This window comes from Bacteroidota bacterium (assembly GCA_038746285.1).
Lineage (GTDB): Bacteria > Bacteroidota > Rhodothermia > Rhodothermales > JANQRZ01 > JANQRZ01.
The window spans coordinates 1-17,821 of sequence record JBCDKT010000004.1 but is presented as its reverse complement, the minus strand read 5'-3'; the positions used below and the strand labels follow the sequence as shown (position 1 = coordinate 17,821).

Here is a 17,821-nt window from a genome sequence, read left to right as displayed (position 1 = left end):
GAGGCCCTTAACCTCCGGCGGGGCGGCGCACTGCTGGAAGCGGCAGCGCGTCAGTCGCTCACCGGCCAAAGCGGTTCGGTGAGGGCCGGCGAGGCCGGGCGGTAGTGGACCTCCACGCCTTCGCTCTGGACCTGCACATCGTCGCCTGCTGTCGCCGTGCCGTAGAGCGATGTCGGGGCGCGGAAGATGATGTCGCCTCGGCTGAAGAGCTGGGCTGCGACCGTGCTGCCCCGGGCCTGCATGTAGATCGCGCCGTTGGCGTAGATGCCGAGCGCGTCGTTACCGTCCACCTTGACAGAGGCGTTGACCGTCACCGTGCCTGTCACGAGGAAGATGCCGTAGCCGCTGATCTGCGTCGGTCCGTCGATCGAGAGGTTGCCGTCCACGTAGACGATGGCCGGCCTGTCCTGCGTGCCGAGACGGACGTGTCCGCTGAGCGACCGGCTGGAGGAGCGCTCGGTAGCGAGCCTGCTGAAGTCCTCGGCGCGGAAGGAGGGGACCTCGATGGCCTTCTGCCGCATCGTGCTGGGCAGCCGGGTCGGGTTGTAGGCCGGGTGGAACGCCGCCGGGCGGTTCACGCTCGTGCCGTAGTAGCCGAAGCCCTCGAAGCGGGAGCCGCTCTCGTGCAGGTACAGCCGGTCGTTGGCGAACACGTTGGCGTTCGAGACGCCGGACCCTTCGTTGAGCACGCTGAGGGTGCCCCAGTAGGTCTTGATGTCGTCGCCTGCGGTGAGAGCGTACTGGAAGAACGGTGGGAGGTCCTGGCTAGCGGCACCGCCCTCGCCCACCCAGACGCTGCGGTCCGTCGTCTGGCGCGGCGTGCCGGTGACCGTAGCCTGTGCCGTTGCCAGCAGGGCACGCGCCACCTGGCGCGGCGAGGCGTGGGGGTGGGCCTGGAGCACGAGTGCCGCCGCCCCCGAGACGTGCGCTGCCGCCATCGACGTGCCCGACATGACTGCCGTCTGCCCGTCGCTGCCGTCCCCGGCGCGGCTGCTGGCCAGCGAGAGGACGTTCACGCCGGGGGCGTGGAGGTCTACCACCGCGCCGTAGTTCGAGAACGAGGCGAACCGGTTGTGCTGGTCGTAAGCGCCGACAGTGATCGCCTCGCGGACATGCGCCGGGGTGACCATCGCCGCGTCGATGCGGTCGTTCCCGGCCGAGATGATGTAGGTCACGCCCGTCTCGATCGAGGCCACGATGGCCTCGTCGAGCGCGTTGTAGCGCGCCGTGCCGACGTCGGCACCGAGGCTGAAGTTGACCACCATCGGAGTGTTCGGCCTGCGGAGCTTCTCGCCGGTGACGTACTCCACCGCGGCGATCGCCCGCGAGAGCTCGACCGGTCCGTAGTCGTCGTCGTCCTCGTAGCCGCTCAGCACGCGGAGCGGGTGGACGTTCGCGCCCGGAGCGACGCCGCGCACGCCGTACCCGTTGGCGAGAGCTGCCGCGGTGCCGGCGAGGTGTGTGCCGTGTCCGCGGAAGTCCGCCGTGCCGCCGGGGTCGCCGGTAAAGTCGACGCCGTCGCTGGCGTGGAGGTCGTTCTTGGCGAGCGAAAGGCCCGTGTCGATCACGAACAGATCCACGCTCGACGCATCGCCCGTCCCGGCCCCGATGCGGGCGACGCCCCACGGCGTGGTCTCGCTGGAGGTGCCGTCGCTCATCGTGATGCCGAGCGGGTGGACCTTCACCGTGATGTCCGGCTCGACCCACGAGATCTCGTCGTCGTCGGCCATGTCCCTCAGGAGCTCGTCGATGTAGCCCTCGTCGGCCCAGATCGCAAAGCCGTCGAAGACGTGGTCGTACTCGTAGCGGTCGAGGATGCGGTACTCGTCGACCTCCTGGTAGCGGTCGAGGATCTTCTGCAGGTCGAGCTCGCCGTAGCGGTCGAGGATCTTGTACGTGTCCAGCCCAACGATGAGGCCGATGCTGTTCTCGGGAGCCTCGCCGCCCCGGGCCGATGCCGTCACCGTGCGCGTGGCGCGGTCCATCAGGTGCCCGTGCCGCAGCTTGCCGTCCATCGGGGCCGACGCTGTGAGCGGGGACGCGCCGAGTCCGTCCGTCGGCTCGTTGACGTCGGCCACGTCGCAGCCCGTGAGGACGAAGGCCGCAGCCAGGAAGATTGCGAACCAGAGCGCGTGCGCAGGGGAGAAGTGCTCGGACGTGTCGATTGGAGTTTTCACGGCGACTGTAGGCGTTGAGTGAATGCACTCCGGCGCTGAGCAAGGAGACCGCCTTATCCTGCGGAATCTCACCCTGGGATGCGTTTTGGCACGGTTCGGGAGGATGGCTTTCGACTTCGCAATCGCCCCGGCTATGCGGATCACTGTGAAACGAAGCGGTCTCAGAACGGGAAACAGAGAGAAAAAAAGGGGGGTGGGTAGAAAGTGCACGCCGCTGGGTAGATCCGTACTTTGGCCGCGCCGCATCCCGATCCGCAATCCACCGAGCGCTCCATGAAAGCCTTCGTCACCGGCGGGACCGGATTCGTCGGGAGCCACCTCGCCGAAGAACTGGTCCGGCGCGGGTATGACGAGGTCCGCTGCCTCGTCCGCTCTGACCCGAAGTGGCTCGACGGGCTCCCGGTGGAGACGGTGGGCGGCGACCTGTTCGATGCCGAGGCGCTGCGCCGGGGTGCGCGTGGCGCAGACATCGTCTACCATGTCGCGGGCCTGACGCGGGCCGAGACGCAGGAGGCGCTCGACCGGGCGAACGTAGCGGGGACGCTCAACCTGCTCGCTGCCGTGCGCGACGCTGCGCCGGACGTGCGGCGGGTCCTCATCACCTCGTCGCTCGCCGCGTGCGGGCCGAGCGGGGCGCAGCCGCTGAAAGAAGCCGAGCCGCTGGAGCCGATCTCGCGCTACGGGCTGAGCAAGGCGCGTATGGAAGAGGCCGTGCAGAAGCACTACGCCGGCCTGCCCGTCACGACCGTCCGGCCCCCGGCCGTCTACGGTCCGCGCGAGGCCGACATCTACACCATCATCAAAGCCGCCGACAAGCAGCGCGTCTTCCCGGTCGTTGGCAAGGGTGAGCAGCCGCAGCTCTCGCTCGTCCACGTCCGCGACCTCGTGCGCGGCATGGCCGACGCCGCCGAAGCTGGGAAGGCGGCGGGGGAGACCTACTTCATCGGGTCCGAGGCGTACTACGCGTGGAACGAGATCCGCGACGCCGTGCTCGGCGCGCTCGGCCGCCGGGCGCTGAAGCTGAACGTGCCCCGTGCGCTCGTCGGGCCGGTCGGGGCGGCGGTGGAGCGGGTCGGCGGACTGTTCGGGCAATACCCGCCGCTCAACCGCGAGAAGGCGCGCGAGGCGACGGCGTCGTGGCTGTGCTCGGTGGCGAAGGCGCGGCGCGATTTCGGCTACCGGCAGACGGTCGAGATCGAGGACGGCATGGCCGAGACCGTCCGGTGGTACCGCAGGCACGGGTGGCTGTAGCGAGCGGCGAGCGACGAATGTCGAGCGACGAATGAGAGGTCATTTCCGGCTCGACGCTCGTCGCTCGTTCCTCGTCGCTTGGGAAACGCCCGTCCCGAAGCTGCGTACCTTCCAGCCGGCACGCACCGTTCCCATCCACGCACCTGCCCGCCGCCGTGAGCACCTTCGGATTCAACACCGGCTACGTCGAAGACCTCTACGCCCAGTACCTCGAAAACCCCGAGTCCGTCAGTGAGCGCTGGCGCGAGTTCTTCGCCGACTACGACCCCGGCCCCACGTTCACCGCGCCGGCTGCGCTGCAGACGCCGCCTCCGCAGGCCGAGGCAGCCCCGGCCGAGGTCCCAGCCAAGCCGTCCGGCGACGGGGCCGCCACCGAAGCGCCCGCCCCGAAAGCCGAACCACCGGCACCGGCCGAGAAGCCCGCCGGGCCGCCTCCGCCGAGCGGCGCGGACCTGAAGCCACTCCGAGGCGCCGCTGCCCGGATCGTCGAGAACATGGAGGCGAGCCTCGAGATCCCGACGGCGACCTCCGCGCGGACGATCCCGGTCAAGCTGATGGTCGAGAACCGGCGGCTCATCAACGACCACCAGCGCTCGGTCGGTGGCGACAAGGTCTCGTTCACCCACATCATCGCCTACGCGCTGGTGCAGGCGCTCAAGGCGGTCCCGGCGATGAACAACGCCTTCCGCCGAGCCTCCTCCGGTGATGGGGCCGGAGCGCTCGAACGGATCGAGCCCGCCGGGATCAACTTCGGCCTCGCGATCGACGTGGAGCGCAAGAACGGGCAGCGCTCGCTCATGGTGCCGAACGTCCCCGACGCCGGGGCGCTGACGTTCCCCGAACTGCTGGGGGCCTACAACGACATCGTCCGCCGCGCCCGCGACGGCAAGCTCGAGATCAAGGACTTCCAGGGGACGACGGTCACGCTCACCAACCCCGGCATGATCGGGACGGTGATGAGCGTGCCGCGCCTGATGCAGGGTCAGGGCCTCATCCTCGCTGTCGGCTCCATCGGCTACCCGCCGGAGTTCCTGGCCCTCCCGCCGGACGAGGTCTCCCGCCTCGGCATCAGCCGCGTGATGACGATCACGAGCACCTACGACCACCGCGTGATCCAGGGGGCCGAGAGTGGCGAGTTTCTCGCCTACGTAAGTGCGCTTCTCACCGGCAAGCACGGGTTCTACGAGGGCATCTTCCGCGACCTCGGCCTGGGCACCCCGCCGCTCACGATGGGGCACGACACGACCCCGGTCCTCGGGCAGACCGGCGAGGTGGCGCTCGTCAAGAAGCAGGCGCGCGTGCTCCAGCTCATCCGCGCCTACCGCGTGCGCGGCCACCTCATGGCCGACCTCAACCCGCTCGGCGGCGACCTCCGCCAGCACGACGAGCTCGACCCGGCCAGCTACGGCCTGACCGTGTGGGACCTCGACCGCACATTCTACGTCGGCGGCATCGGGACCGTCGGCGGCGGCCTCGGGGGCAAGGAGGCGCTCCCGCTGCGCGAGATCCTCGACACGGTCTGGGAGACCTACACCCGGCACATCGGGACCGAGTTCATGCACATCTCGGACCCGACCGAGAAGAACTGGCTCATCGAGCGGATCGAGCCACAGCGGATGCGCGACGAGGTGCCGCTCGACCGCAAGAAGCGCATCCTCGAGAAGCTCAACGCCGCCGAGGCCTTCGAGCGCTTCATCCACACCAAGTACATCGGCCACAAGCGCTTCAGCCTCGAAGGGGCCGAGACGCTGATCCCGATCCTCGACCAGATCCTCTCCGACGCCGCCGACCAGGAGGTCGGCGAAGCGGTGATCGGGATGGCGCACCGCGGGCGGCTGAACGTGCTCGCCAACGTGATGGGCAAGCCCTACACCGCCATCTTCGGCGAGTTCGAGGGCAACCTCGACACCGGGACGGCGCACGGCTCGGGCGACGTGAAGTACCACCTCGGCGCGCACGGCAGCCACTCCTCGCCGAGTGGGCAGGCCATCGACCTGACGCTCGCCGGGAATCCGAGCCACCTGGAGGCCGTCAACCCGGTCGTCGAGGGGATGGTGCGCGCCAAGCAGACCCAGCGAGGCGACACCGCCCGCGACGCGGTCCTCCCGATCCTCATCCACGGCGACGCCGCCTTCGCCGGGCAGGGCGTGGTCGGCGAGACGCTCAACCTCTCCCAACTCGACGGCTACAAGACCGGCGGCACGGTCCACATCGTCGTCAACAACCAGATCGGGTTCACAACGCTCCCGATGCACGCCCGCAGCTCGGCCTATGCCACCGACGTGGCGCGCATCATCCAGGCTCCGATCTTCCACGTCAACGGCGACGACCCCGAGGCCGCCATCCGCGTGGCGCGCCTGGCTTTGGATTACCGGCAGGTCTTCAACAAAGACGTCGTGATCGACCTCGTCTGCTACCGCCAGCACGGCCACAACGAGGGTGACGAGCCGAGCTACACCCAGCCCCTGATGTACGACAAGATCAAGGGCCACCGCTCGGTGCGGAAGAAGTACACCGAGACGCTCCTCCGGCGCGGCGACCTCGACCCGGAGGCGGCCGAGCAGATCCTCGACGACTTCCACGCGAAGCTCCAGCAGGCGTTCGAGGAGACCAAGAACCTGAGCGAGGAGCAGGACGGCGAGGTGGCGGTGCGGACGGACGAGTCGCCCGTCTCCGTCGCCGAGGGCAGCGTCGACACCACCGTGCCGCGCGAGGCGCTGGAAAAGACGCTCCGCGCGCTCGTCGACCTCCCCGAGGCGTTCAACGTCCACCCGAAGCTCGGGCGGCTCATCCAGAGGAAGGACGATCAGTTCGAGAAGGGCACGATGGACTGGGCCTTCGCCGAGGCGCTCGCCTTCGGGACGCTCTTGCAAGAAGGCACGCCGGTCCGGCTCAGCGGCCAGGACTCCGGGCGCGGCACCTTCAGCCAGCGCCACGCCGTCCTCCACGACCAGGAGGACGCCAGCCTCTACATCCCACTCAACCACATCGCCGAGATCGCGGGCGACGGAGAGCAGGCCGAGTTCCAGGTCTACGACAGCCTGCTCTCGGAGTACGCCGCGCTCGGGTTTGAGTACGGCTACTCGGTCGCTGCGCCCGAGGCGCTCGTGCTGTGGGAGGCGCAGTTCGGCGACTTCGTCAACGGCGCGCAGATCATGATCGACCAGTTCATCACCGCCGCCGAGGAGAAGTGGGGCCAGTCGAGCAGCCTTGTGATGCTGCTCCCGCACGGGTTCGAGGGGCAGGGGCCGGAGCACTCGTCGGCCCGGCTCGAGCGTTTCCTCCAGGCGTGCGCCGAGGACAACATCATCGTCGCCAACTTCTCGACCCCGGCCAACTACTTCCACGCCCTCCGCCGTCAGATGAAGCGCGCTGTCGCCAAGCCGCTCGTCGTGATGACGCCGAAGAGCCTGCTGCGCCACCCGCAGGCCGTCGCCACTCCGGAGGAACTCGCCGACGGACAGTTCCAGGAGGTGATCCCCGCTGCGACCGAGCCTGGGTCTGCCAAGCGGCTGCTCTTCTGCAGCGGCAAGGTCTACTACGACCTCCTCAAGGCGCAGGGCGAGCTGGAGAACCCCGCCGAGGTCGCGATTGTCAGGCTCGAGCAGTTCTACCCGTTCCCGGCCGAGCAGGTCGCGGCGGAGCTGGAGCGCTTCGGCGTCGGGGACGTGCACTGGGTGCAGGAAGAGCCGAAGAACATGGGCGCGTGGAGCTTCCTCCAGCCCCGGTTCAACGACCTCCTCCGCACGCAGCACGGCGACCCGTGCGCGGAGGTTGGCTACGTTGGCCGCCTGCCGAGCGCGAGCCCGGCCACCGGCAGCGCCCGCGTCCACGCCGCCGAGCAGCGGCACATCGTGCAGACAGCCCTCACCGTAGAGGGTTGAGCAGGGGCGTATCGCAATACGCCCCTGCGTCCACCCTCGCGCGATCAAACACAAAACGGGCGACCCGGCGCATCGGCAGGGTCGCCCGTTCGAAACGTCGGGATCCGCGGCGGCCTAGTAGTGGCGGCGGCGGCGAGCGTTGCGCATCGCCTTCTCCTTGGCGAGGCGCTTCTCCTCGGAGGGCTTGGTGAACGCCATATTGCCGCGGTAGATGCGCAGCACGCGGCTGCGGTTGACGGCGCGCTTGAACCGGCGCAAGGCGCGGTCGATGGATTCCTTATCGCGGACTTTAATGCCTACAGACAACGGGACCTCCGAGGAGACGGTATCAGGATGACGGGGTGCGAGCTTGTCAAGATAGGACCTCACAACATGCCCACGCAACGGTTTGTTCGGAAGCAAGATTGAAAACGAGTCGAAGGCGGTCCGGTGAGGAAGGGTCAGGGGCGCACGGAAGAGCCTGGGATGCAACATCCGCGGTTATCTTCCCCGCCTCCGCGTGCCCGTGCACTGAACAGAACCATGCCTCCGCGAAGCAACCTGCCGTACGGCGAACGCATCGTCCTCGCCACCCGCAACCCCGGCAAAGTCGACGAACTCCGGGCGCTTCTCGCCGGGCTGCCGGTCGAGCTTGTCAGCGCGGCTGAGATCGGTGGGGCACCGGAGGTGGAGGAGGACGCGCCGACACTCGAAGGCAACGCGGAGAAGAAGGCCCACACGCTCCGCGCCTACACCGGCCTGCCGTCGCTCGCCGACGACACCGGGCTCGAAGTGGACGCCCTCGGCGGCGCGCCCGGTGTGCACTCGGCCCGCTTCGCCGGTCCCGACGCCGACGATGCCGCCAACCGCGCCCGCCTCCTCCGCGACCTCGACCGAGCCACCGACCGGAGCGCCCGCTTCCGCACCGTCCTCGCCTTCGCCGGCGGTGGCGAGGTCCGGTTCTTCGAGGGCGTCTGCTCCGGCGCGATCACCGAGTCGGGGCGCGGCGAGGGCGGGTTCGGGTATGACGCCGTCTTCCAGCCGGAGGGCGAAACGCGCACCTTCGCCGAGATGCCGCCCGAGGCCAAGAACGCAATCAGTCACCGAGGCCGTGCGCTCGCCCGCTTCGCCGCGTTCCTCCGCGTCCGGCTCTCGACGCCCGAGGTCTAGCTAGCGGCCCGGACGTCGGCTCGGACGAGGACGGCGGCGGCGAGGTCGTCGTGCCAGCGCTCGGCGTCGTCCGGGGCTAGGGGCTCTTCGGTGTCGGCGTAGACGGCCGCCTCCCAGGTCGCCTTGCGGCGCATGCCGCGCGCTGCCGGCGTCTCCACGTCCCACCCGTAGAGGGCCACTTGGACGTGCCGGCCGTCCGGGGCGCGGACGTGGACGATGAGCCGGTCTTGGCGGCGGGGGCTGGTCGAGTAGGAGGCGTAGGGTTCCATGAGGTGCACGGCGAAGGGGGCGGGGCGAAACGGCAGGGCAGCAGGCGAAGATCCGCCGTGCCCTACAGTACCTTCGCATCCACTCGCCCCTGCCCGCCCCCCTATGGTTGCCCTCGTCCAGCGCGTCTCCGAAGCCAGGGTCACGGTGGACGGTCAGGTCACGGGCGAGATCGGTCCCGGCCTGCTCGTCCTGCTCGGCGTCCACCGCAGCGACACGGAGGCAGAGCTAGCGTGGGTGGCGAAGAAGGTCGCAGGCCTCCGCATCTTCCCCGACACGGAAGGGCGTATGAACCGCTCGCTCCTCGACACCGGCGGCGAAGCGCTCGTGGTCTCGCAGTTCACCCTCTACGGCGACACGCGCAAGGGCAACCGCCCCTCGTTCGTCGCCTCGGCCCCGCCGGAACAGGCCGAGGCACTCTACAAAGCCTTCGTGGCAGAGCTACGCCACCTGCTCGGCAAGCCGGTCCCGACCGGTGTATTCGGTGCGCACATGGACGTGCGGCTCACGAACGACGGCCCGGTGACGCTCTGGATCGAGAAGCGCGCCGACGGATGAACAAAGCAAAACTATCAGAGCTGGCGAGAACGCCGCGCAACGCGTCAGCCGTCCTCTGTCTTCTGCCCGCTGTCCTCCGTCTCACCGTCCCATCGCCTCGGCGTAGACCTCGGCCACGCGCCCGTCCTCGAACGTGACGAGCAGGGCGAGGCCGGGCGCGCCGTCGCGTACCGCGTCGTAGCTCCGGCGGCGAAACGGGTTGGGGTAGAGCTGCGCGCCGAGGCGGTCGCCGCGTAGCTGGCTGAAGAACAGCACGAGGGGCCGCTGCTGCCGCATCGAGAGCAGCGGCAGCGCCTCGTCCGAGGTCGGGGCGAAGCGGTCGGCGGCGGCGAGGACGGCGAGGGAGTCGCGGACGCCGTCGACGCGGCTGCCGGCGGCCCCCGACTGCCGCGCCACGTCCGGGGCGAGGAGAGCGTAGTCGAGCGGGACGATCTCCGGCGAGACCTCGATCGCGAGCGGCTCCGACGCCGCGAGGTGGGCGGCGCCGAACGCCTGCACGGCGGGGTGGACCCGGAGCGCGGCGAAGGCTCGCTCGTAGCGCACGTCGAGGCCGACCTCGGTGGCGGCGGGCGGCGGCGGTCCGGGCTTCGGACCGCTGCACCCGGCGAGCAGCGTCGCGGCGGCGAGGAGTGCGAGGAAGAGAAACCGGTTGGTCACAGCGTGGGGGCGAGTGGGAGGAAGGAGGAGAGGCTGGGCAGAGTGGCCAGGGATAAGATCACGCATCACGTCTCCCGCATCACAGCAGCAGCGCGCCTTCGTGGCGAAGCAGCCACTGCTTGGAGCGGACGCCTGAGGCGAAGCCCGTCAGCCCGCCGTCGCTCCCGAGCACGCGGTGGCACGGGACGACGAGCCGCACCGGGTTCTGCCCGACCGCCGCGCCCGCGGCCTGGTACCCCTGCGGCGCACCGGCGGCCTCGGCGAGCACGCTGTACGTCTCGGTCTTGCCGAAGGGAATGTGGAGCAGCCGGTCCCAGACGGCGCGCTGGAAGTCCGTCCCCCGCAGGTCTAGCCGCAGTTCGAAGCGCGTCCGCTCGCCCTTCCAGTAGGCGTCGATCTGCTCGATCGCGTCGAGGTTGGGTTCGGGGTGCGGGCGGATATGGGCCGCGTCGAAGTGGTCGTGGAGCCAGACGGTGAAGTGGGCCTCGGTCTCGTCGGGCAGGGTGAGTCGGCACAGGCCGCTGCGGGTCGAGGCAGCGTAGGCGGTGCCGAGCGGCGTCGTGAACGGGGTCCAGAAGACGGTGTCGGGGGCGGGAGGCATCGGGGGAAAGGTGAGCCTGGTCGGGGAGACGTGCGAGGGTAATATCCGTCCGCGATGCGTAATGCGTGGGGCAGGCGACGCGGTCCGTGCCGAGTTCACGCGTCGCGGCTCATGCGTCGCACTCGGTATCTTCGCTCCCCACCCACCGAGCCTCACGCCCATGCTTCGTTTTCTCTGGTTCCTGCTGCTCGCCACCCCGCTCGCGGCGCAGCCGACGGTGCTGCACAACGCCCGCATCTACACCGTCGACCCGGCGCAGCCCACGGCCGAGGCCCTCGCGTTCGAGGACGGCGTGCTGCTGGCCGTCGGGGACACCGCGGCCGTGTTCGCCGCCTACCCCGAGGCTGCGCGGCTCGACGCCGGGGGCCGCACGGTCGTCCCAGGGCTGATCGACGCCCACGCCCACCTGATGAACCTCGGCGCGTCGCTCCTGCAAGCCAACCTCGCCGGGACCGCGTCGAAGGCCGAGGTCGTCGAGCGGCTCCAGCGCTTCGCGCTCGCCCTGCCCGACAGCGCGTGGGTGCTCGGGCGCGGCTGGGACCAGAACGACTGGCCCGCCGCCGCCGACGGCTCGTACCTCTTCCCGACCGCCGCCGACCTCGACGCCGCCTTCCCCGACCGGCCCGTCTGGATCGCCCGCATCGACGGGCACGCCACATGGGCCAACACGGCCGCCCTCCGCGCCGCCGGGATCGACCCGGCCCAGCCTGCGCCGCCCAACCCCGAGGGCGGGGCCGTACTCCGCGACGCTGAGGGCCGACCGACCGGCGTGTTCGTGGACAACGCAGAGGCGCTCGTCGAGGCGTTCGTGCCGCCGCCGAGCGAGCTGGAGCTGCAACTCCGGCTGGAGCGGGCGCTGGAGGAGACGTCCCGGCACGGCCTCACCGGCGTCCACGAAGCCGGCGTCGACCTCGCCACGATGGCGCTCTACCGGGCGATGATCGACGCGGGCCGGTTCCCGCTCCGGCTCTACGGGATGATCGGCGGCCCGGGCCAGACGCTGGACTACATCTGCGAGGTCCGCCCCTTCGCCGACTACGGGGGGCGCCTCACCGTGCGCTCGGTCAAGTTCTACCTCGACGGTGCGCTCGGCAGCCGGGGCGCGGCCCTCCTCGAACCCTACAGCGACGACCCCGGCAACAGCGGCCTCCTCGTCACGGCCCCCTCCGTGTTCCAGTCGCTCGTCAACCGGGCGATGTGGTGCGGCCTCCAGGTCAACACCCACGCCATCGGCGACCGGGCCAACCGGATCGCGCTCGACACCTACGCCGCGGCCGTCGAGGAGACGGGTGGCGGGCCGGGCCGTCACCGCGTCGAGCACGCCCAAGTCATCGCCCCGGAGGACCTCCCGCGCTTCGCCGCGCTCGGCGTGATCGCCTCGGTGCAGCCGACCCATGCCACGAGCGACCGGCCCTGGGCCGAGGACCGCGTCGGCCCGCAGCGCATCGAGGGAGCCTACGCGTGGCGCTCGCTCCTCGGCAGCGGTGCTCGCCTTGCTCTCGGCTCCGACTTCCCCGTCGAGCCCGTCAGCCCGCTCCTCGGGCTCTACGCCTCCGTCACCCGGCAGGACGCCGGCGGCCATCCCGAGGGCGGGTGGGACCCGGAGCAGCGCCTGACCCGCGCCGAGGCCCTGCGCGGCTTCACCCTCGACGCGGCCTACGCCGCGTTCATGGAAGACCAGGTAGGCTCCCTAGAGCCGGGCAAGCGGGCCGACTTCGTCGTCCTCTCGCGCGATATCATGACCGTGCCCGCGCCGGAGATTCTGGAGACCGAGGTCGTAGCGACCTACCTCGACGGCCTCCCCATCTTCGGCGGCCTGTAGGCTGGCTGTCAGCTGCCGAAAGCAAGACTCACAAAGCTACCGAGGCCGCCGCGCAACGCGCCACCGCCACCGTCTCACCGTCCTCCGAAAAAGGCAGCGCCCTCGCACGGGAAGTCTTACAGAACTTCGCGCGTGCGAGGGCGCTACTGACGACTGGCGGAGCGAGGCTACGGAAGGCCAGAGGTGGTCCGCGGCGGTGGTTTAGTTCACGCGGGGGCTCAGGTCGCGTGAGCACGGACAGGGCGTTCCGCGCCCGTAGGCTTCTCGTCAGTCGTCAGGGTTGAGGCGTGAGGTCTTCGAGGTCGTTTTCGTCCATCCGGTCCTGGCCGTCCTGCTCCGGTGCGGCATCTGGGAGGAGAACGGCACTGATGACATGGATGACCCCGTTGGAGGCCTGCACGTCAGCGTTCGATACGAGGGCGTTGCCGACCATCAACCCATCGCCGGTGGCGATGATGTCGAGGCTGCTGCCTTCGACCGTCGCCGCCGTGCCGAGCGCCGAGGCGTCTTCGGACGAGACGGCACCGACGAGTACGTGGCGGCGCAGGATGCCGGTGAGCTGTTCGGACGAGAGTCCGTCGAGCGTGCCGGCGGGCAGGGCCTGGAAGGCGTCGTCGGTGGGCGCGAAGAGCGTGAAGGTCTCGCCTCCGGCGAGGGCCGCGTCGAGACCGGTGTCGCGGAGTGCCTGAACGAGGACGGTGAAGTCGCCGAGCGACTCGAGGGTCGTGAGAAGGTCGGCGGCTGCACCGTCCTCAGGCGGGGCTGTCTCCTGCGCGAAGCTCGCCGGGGCGGCCAGCAGCAGGAGGGTGAGGAGTGAGAGAGCTAAGGTGCGTGGCATAATTGGTGGTGGATAGCCAGTGTGGCGGTGAGTCGCACCGGCACGGGGGTACCGTTTGGGCTGCCGGTGCTGCTCGCTCGCTCAGCACGGCGGGGTGCCGGCGGCGAGTGGGACCATTCTAGGCCCGGTCTGCCGGGACCTCTATGGGCATAGCCTGATTGTTACCTAATGAATCCGCTTCTAAGGGCCAGAATGGGCGGTCTTGTGGTCATAAAGAAAAAGGTAGAGGGAAAAACGGTGCGAACCGGACGGCCTCTGCGGCGGGGGTGTGACAGGGCAATCGGTGCACGGTATATTGAGCGCGATGCCGGTTCACCTCGTAGGCCGCTTCCGAGCGGAAGCCGAGAGGAACAGCCCTGGGGGCTTCCTGTTCGAAGACGACAGACTCGGCGGCCAATACATGCAGGGCGCCTAGCAGGACCACGGGTCAGGAATGAGTGAGCAGACCGCGCCGCGCGCGCTGACAACGAGAGACGTTCGAGTGGGTGACTGGCTGGTCGTCCCGAAGGGCAACCGTCTGCACGGGCCGGCGGGGGACGTGGTCCGGCTGGAGCCGAAGGTGATGCAGGTGCTTGAATGCCTCGCCGCCCACCCCGGCCGCACGGTGACGAAGGAGGACTTCATGGACCGCGTCTGGGCCGGTACGGTCGTCTCGGACGACGTGCTCGCGCGCTGCATCTCGGAACTGCGCAAGGCCTTCGGCGACAACCCCCGCAAGCCGGACTACATCGAGACGATCCGCAAGTCGGGCTACCGGCTGATCGCCCCGGTCTCGACCCCCGCAGCCCCACGCCCCGAGCCACCGGCCGAGGTGCCGCCCTCCGCCGCCGGGCAGCCCATCGAGAACGAAGCCGCCGCCCTCGCCGCCGCACCGGACGTACCCGTCGACGCCGTCTCCGTCGAGGCCAGTCCTGGGTCTGACGGGGCGTCGCTCCCGGTCATGGCCCCGCCGGGGCCGCCGCGCTGGAAGGAGGCCATGTGGTGGGCCGCCGGTGCCAGCACCGTGCTCCTCGTCGGCCTCATCGTCGGGTTCGCTTTCTTCCAGGGCCGCGACGACGCACCGCTCAAGACCGTCCCCTTCACCAGCTTCCCCGGCCAGGAAGCCGACCCGGAACTGTCGCCGGACGGCGAGAAGGTAGCCTTCACCTGGGAGGGGGCCGACGGCGGCAACGTGGACGTCTACGTCAAGCAAGCCGGGGCCGAGATCCCGCTTCGCCTGACCGACAATCCTGCCCGCGAGCACAGCCCGGCCTGGAGCCCCGACGGCCTCAACATCGCCTTCGTGCGCGCCACCGACGAGGGGGTGCGGGAAGTTGTCATCGTGCCTGCGATCGGCGGCACCGAGCGCGTCGTCGCCACGTTCGAGGACCGCGAGGTGTCGAGCCTCGTCTGGTCGTCCGACGGCACCACGCTCGCGCTCTCGGCGCAGGCCGAGCCGACGGGGCCGTACAGCCTCTTCCTCCTCTCGGTCGAGACGCTCGACGTGCGCCAGCTCACGGAGGCCGCGCCCGCGCAGTGGGGGGACGCCGAGCCGGCATTCTCGCCCAACAGCGAGCGCCTCGCCTTCGTGCGGCGCGCCAGCGAGGGCGTTGAGGACCTCTTCGTGGTCTCGGCGCGCGGCGGCGAGCCGGAGCGCCTGACGCGGGACGAGCGCGAGATCGCCGGCCTCGACTGGGCCTCCGACGGCCAGAGCATCGTCTTCGCCTCGAGCCGGGCCGAGGGGGCCGGACTGTGGCGCATCCCGGCCGCCGGCGGGACGCCGGAGCGGATCGCGACCTCGGGCGAGGGCGAGAGCGTGCGCCAGCCCTCGGTGGCGCGGCGCGCGCGGCGCCTGACCTACGAGCAGCGCTCCTCGGACGCCAACATCTGGGCGATCCGGCAGGGCCGCTTCGGGCGGCTGCCGCTCATCCACTCGACGCGCTGGGAGTCCAACCCCCAGTTCTCGCCCGACGGCACGCAGATCGCCTTCGCCTCGGACCGCTCCGGCAGCCCCGAGGTCTGGGTCGTCGACGCCGACGGCGAGAACCCGATCCAGCTCACCGACTTCGCCGGCCCCCTCGTCACGCTCCCGCGCTGGGCCCCGGACGGCCGCCGCCTCGCCTTCGACGCGCGCGTGGAGGGCAACGCGGACATCTACATCATCGACGCCGCCGGCGGGCAGCCGCGCCGCCTCACCGACGACCCGGCCTCCGACGTCGCCCCAAGTTGGTCCGTCGACTCGACGGTGGTCTACTTCTCCTCGGACCGCAGCGGGGAGTGGGAGGTCTGGCTCGTGGCCGCCGAAGGAGGGCGGCCCAGCCGCGTCACCTACAACGGCGGCTACAACGCCTTCCAGGCCCCCGACGGCGAGCAGCTCTACTACGCCAAGAAAGGCGAGCCCGGCCTGTGGCGCCACGGCTTCACCGACGAGCAGGAGACCCTCGTGCTCGGCGCGCTCGAACCCTTCGACTGGGGCAACTGGGCCGTGACCGACGACGGCATCTACTTCATCCGGCGCGAGGACGACGGCCCGACGATCCGGTTCTACAGCTTCCTCTCCGGCTGGTCCACGCGCGTCGCCACGCTCGACGACGTGCCCGAGCAGCCCAGCCTCGCCGTCTCGCCGGACGGCCGGGTCCTGCTCTACACCCACGTAGACCGCAACGAGAGCGACATCCTCCTGGTCGAGGACTTCCAGTGAGCGCGGCGGTCGCCGAGACCGCGACGGACCTTCCGACGGGCGCCCGCCGGCTGACGGACCGCTTCGGCAGGCGTCACACCTACCTCCGGCTCTCGCTGACGGAGCGCTGCAACCTCCGCTGCCGCTACTGCATGCCCGCGGCCGGCGTCCCGCTCACGCCGCGCGGCCACCTGCTCACGACGCCGGAGATCCTCCGCCTCGCCCGGCTCTTCGTCGGCATGGGCGTCGAGAAAGTCCGGCTGACCGGGGGCGAGCCGCTCGTGCGCAAAGACGCCGAAGCCGTCGCCGAAGCGCTCGGGGCGATGCCGGGCCTGCGCACGCTCGCGCTCACGACCAACGGGCTGCTGCTCCACCGCAAGCTCGACCGGCTCTACCAGGCTGGGCTGACCCACATCAACCTCTCGCTCGACACGCTCCGCGCCGACCGCTTCGCCTACCTCGCCCGCCGCTCCGGCCTCGACGCCGTGCTCGACGCGCTCGACCTCGCGCTGGGCTACGGCTACACCGGCGAGCGGCTCAAGGTCAACGTCGTCGTCATGCGCGGGATCAACGACGACGAGCTCGCCGACTTCGTCGCCCTCACCGAGGAGCGCCCCGTCGAGGTCCGGTTCATCGAGTACATGCCGTTCGACGGGAACGGGTGGGCCAGCGACCGGCTCGTGCCCTACGCCGAGATGCTCGCCCGTATCGAGGCGCGCTTTCCGCTCGAACGGCGCGCGGACGGGCCGCACGAGACGGCGCGGACGTACCGCGTGCCGGGCCACGCAGGCCGCGTCGGTGTCGTTGCCTCGATGACGGCTCCGTTCTGCGCCGGGTGCAACCGGCTCCGCCTCACCGCCGACGGAGCGCTCAAAGTCTGCCTCTTCGGGCAAGCCGAGGTGTCGCTGCGCGACGCGCTGCGCGCCGGAGCCAGCGACGAGGCGTTGCGGGCGACGGTCCACGCCGCCGTGCAGCGGAAAAAGGCAGCACACGGCGGCATCGACGAGGTCGCCCACGCAGCACGCCGGGCCGGTAACCGTCCGATGATCTTGATCGGCGGGTGAGGTGCCTGCCGAATCGCAGGAGTGGCGGGCAGGCGTGTGCGTCCGGCTCGTTGTTTGCGCTGTGCTCAGAATGCGCCAGAAGTGGAAGGGCGAATGCGTTGCACGGAGTGCGCTCCGGTGCTAGCTTCCGCTGCCCCGCGCTGGACTGCATGCGCTGGACTTCATGCGAAGTTGCCGAATCGTGAACGTTACGGTCGCCGCGCCGCACGTTACTTCTCTGCTCACGTCTCTTCTCAAGCCTCCGCTCTGATGACCGACAGCCCGACTGCCGACGCCCTCACGCTCACCCACATCGACGACGACGGGCGCGCCCGGATGGTCGACGTCAGCGCCAAGCCGGACTCCGCACGCACCGCCGTGGCGAGGGGCCGCGTAGTGCTCGGCCAAGAAGCGTTCACGCTCGTCCGGGAGAACCGCATCCGCAAAGGCGACGTGCTGAGCGTCGCCCAGGTCGCGGGCATCCTCGGGGCCAAGCAGACCAGCCGCCTCGTCCCGCTCTGCCACGACGTCCTCCTCGAAGGCGTCGACCTCGACCTCGAGCTCAACGAGGACGACTTCGCCATCGACGTCCGCGCCTTCGTCAAGACCACCGGCCCGACGGGCGTGGAGATGGAGGCGCTCACGGCGGTCTCCGTCGCCGCACTCACGATCTACGACATGTGCAAGTCGGTCTCGAAAGACATCGCGATCACCGACACCCAGCTCCTGGCCAAGACCGGCGGCCAGAGCGGCGACTACCGGCGCAGCAACTGATGTAAAGATTGCAGACACCGTTTCCTGCAGGGGTACAGGTTGAAAGGTAGTGGCAGCGGGGTACGGTCATGATGGAGGCCAGATCTCCTTGTCGATGGCGTGGTCCCGCACCCGGAGGTTTCCCTCCTGGCTCGGGTCGTA

14 protein-coding genes are annotated in these 17,821 nt (G+C 69.9%); 8 read left to right on the top strand and 6 right to left on the bottom strand.

The annotated features are described in order from the left end of the window. Positions 1 to 50: 50 nt before the first annotated feature. Positions 51 to 2,177 carry a S8 family serine peptidase gene (locus AAGI91_02275; GenBank protein ID MEM1041431.1) on the bottom strand — a complete coding sequence of 709 codons (2,127 nt, stop codon included), beginning with the start codon at positions 2,175 to 2,177 and terminating at the stop codon, positions 51 to 53. A gap of 273 nt (positions 2,178 to 2,450) precedes the next feature. Between AAGI91_02275 and AAGI91_02270 the strand changes: the two genes are divergently transcribed. Next, positions 2,451 to 3,428, top strand: coding sequence for an NAD-dependent epimerase/dehydratase family protein (locus tag AAGI91_02270; GenBank protein ID MEM1041430.1), 978 nt, complete (start codon positions 2,451 to 2,453; stop codon positions 3,426 to 3,428). 155 nt (positions 3,429 to 3,583) lie between these two features. After that, positions 3,584 to 7,312: a multifunctional oxoglutarate decarboxylase/oxoglutarate dehydrogenase thiamine pyrophosphate-binding subunit/dihydrolipoyllysine-residue succinyltransferase subunit gene (locus tag AAGI91_02265; protein MEM1041429.1), complete on the top strand. Its 3,729-nt coding sequence runs from the start codon at positions 3,584 to 3,586 to the stop codon at positions 7,310 to 7,312. Between the two features lie 114 nt (positions 7,313 to 7,426). Here AAGI91_02265 and rpsU read toward each other — a convergent pair whose 3' ends face one another. Further along, positions 7,427 to 7,786: a 30S ribosomal protein S21 gene (rpsU, locus tag AAGI91_02260; GenBank protein MEM1041428.1), complete on the bottom strand. Its 360-nt coding sequence runs from the start codon at positions 7,784 to 7,786 to the stop codon at positions 7,427 to 7,429. 48 nt (positions 7,787 to 7,834) lie between these two features. Between rpsU and rdgB the strand changes: the two genes are divergently transcribed. Beyond that, positions 7,835 to 8,461 (top strand): RdgB/HAM1 family non-canonical purine NTP pyrophosphatase, encoded by a 627-nt coding sequence (rdgB, locus tag AAGI91_02255; protein MEM1041427.1) that lies wholly within the window; start codon positions 7,835 to 7,837, stop codon positions 8,459 to 8,461. On the opposite strand, the gene AAGI91_02250 is transcribed toward rdgB, so the two are convergent. Then, entirely contained in the window at positions 8,458 to 8,730 is a 273-nt protein-coding gene (locus tag AAGI91_02250) for a hypothetical protein (protein MEM1041426.1), read from the bottom strand. The two genes, rdgB and AAGI91_02250, sit on opposite strands and share 4 nt — an antisense overlap. 103 nt (positions 8,731 to 8,833) lie before the next feature. On the opposite strand from AAGI91_02250, the gene dtd reads away from it, so the two are divergent. Then, positions 8,834 to 9,286, top strand: a complete 453-nt coding sequence (gene dtd / locus AAGI91_02245) for a D-aminoacyl-tRNA deacylase (GenBank protein MEM1041425.1) — start codon at positions 8,834 to 8,836, stop codon at positions 9,284 to 9,286. A gap of 81 nt (positions 9,287 to 9,367) precedes the next feature. Here dtd and AAGI91_02240 read toward each other — a convergent pair whose 3' ends face one another. Together AAGI91_02240 and AAGI91_02235 are read right to left on the bottom strand one after the other, a co-directional pair. Then, a complete protein-coding gene (locus AAGI91_02240) occupies positions 9,368 to 9,943 on the bottom strand; it encodes a hypothetical protein (protein ID MEM1041424.1) in 576 nt (191 codons plus the stop codon). A gap of 79 nt (positions 9,944 to 10,022) precedes the next feature. Then, positions 10,023 to 10,544, bottom strand: a complete 522-nt coding sequence (locus AAGI91_02235) for a methylated-DNA--[protein]-cysteine S-methyltransferase (protein ID MEM1041423.1) — start codon at positions 10,542 to 10,544, stop codon at positions 10,023 to 10,025. Between the two features lie 160 nt (positions 10,545 to 10,704). Between AAGI91_02235 and AAGI91_02230 the strand changes: the two genes are divergently transcribed. Continuing rightward, positions 10,705 to 12,366: an amidohydrolase gene (locus AAGI91_02230; protein ID MEM1041422.1), complete on the top strand. Its 1,662-nt coding sequence runs from the start codon at positions 10,705 to 10,707 to the stop codon at positions 12,364 to 12,366. A gap of 274 nt (positions 12,367 to 12,640) precedes the next feature. On the opposite strand, the gene AAGI91_02225 is transcribed toward AAGI91_02230, so the two are convergent. Then, the gene (locus AAGI91_02225) at positions 12,641 to 13,204 is read right to left on the bottom strand and encodes a fasciclin domain-containing protein (protein ID MEM1041421.1); all 564 of its coding nucleotides are present in this window, start codon (positions 13,202 to 13,204) and stop codon (positions 12,641 to 12,643) included. Between the two features lie 481 nt (positions 13,205 to 13,685). On the opposite strand from AAGI91_02225, the gene AAGI91_02220 reads away from it, so the two are divergent. From AAGI91_02220 to moaC, 3 genes are all read left to right on the top strand, one after another. Continuing rightward, on the top strand, positions 13,686 to 15,884 hold the full coding sequence (locus tag AAGI91_02220) for a winged helix-turn-helix domain-containing protein (GenBank protein ID MEM1041420.1): 2,199 nt from the start codon (positions 13,686 to 13,688) through the stop codon (positions 15,882 to 15,884). Next, on the top strand, positions 15,881 to 16,927 hold the full coding sequence (gene moaA, locus AAGI91_02215; GenBank protein ID MEM1041419.1) for a GTP 3',8-cyclase MoaA: 1,047 nt from the start codon (positions 15,881 to 15,883) through the stop codon (positions 16,925 to 16,927). Before AAGI91_02220 ends, moaA begins: the two co-directional genes overlap by 4 nt. A gap of 249 nt (positions 16,928 to 17,176) precedes the next feature. Next, the gene (gene moaC, locus AAGI91_02210; protein ID MEM1041418.1) at positions 17,177 to 17,680 is read left to right on the top strand and encodes a cyclic pyranopterin monophosphate synthase MoaC; all 504 of its coding nucleotides are present in this window, start codon (positions 17,177 to 17,179) and stop codon (positions 17,678 to 17,680) included. Positions 17,681 to 17,821: the final 141 nt, after the last annotated feature.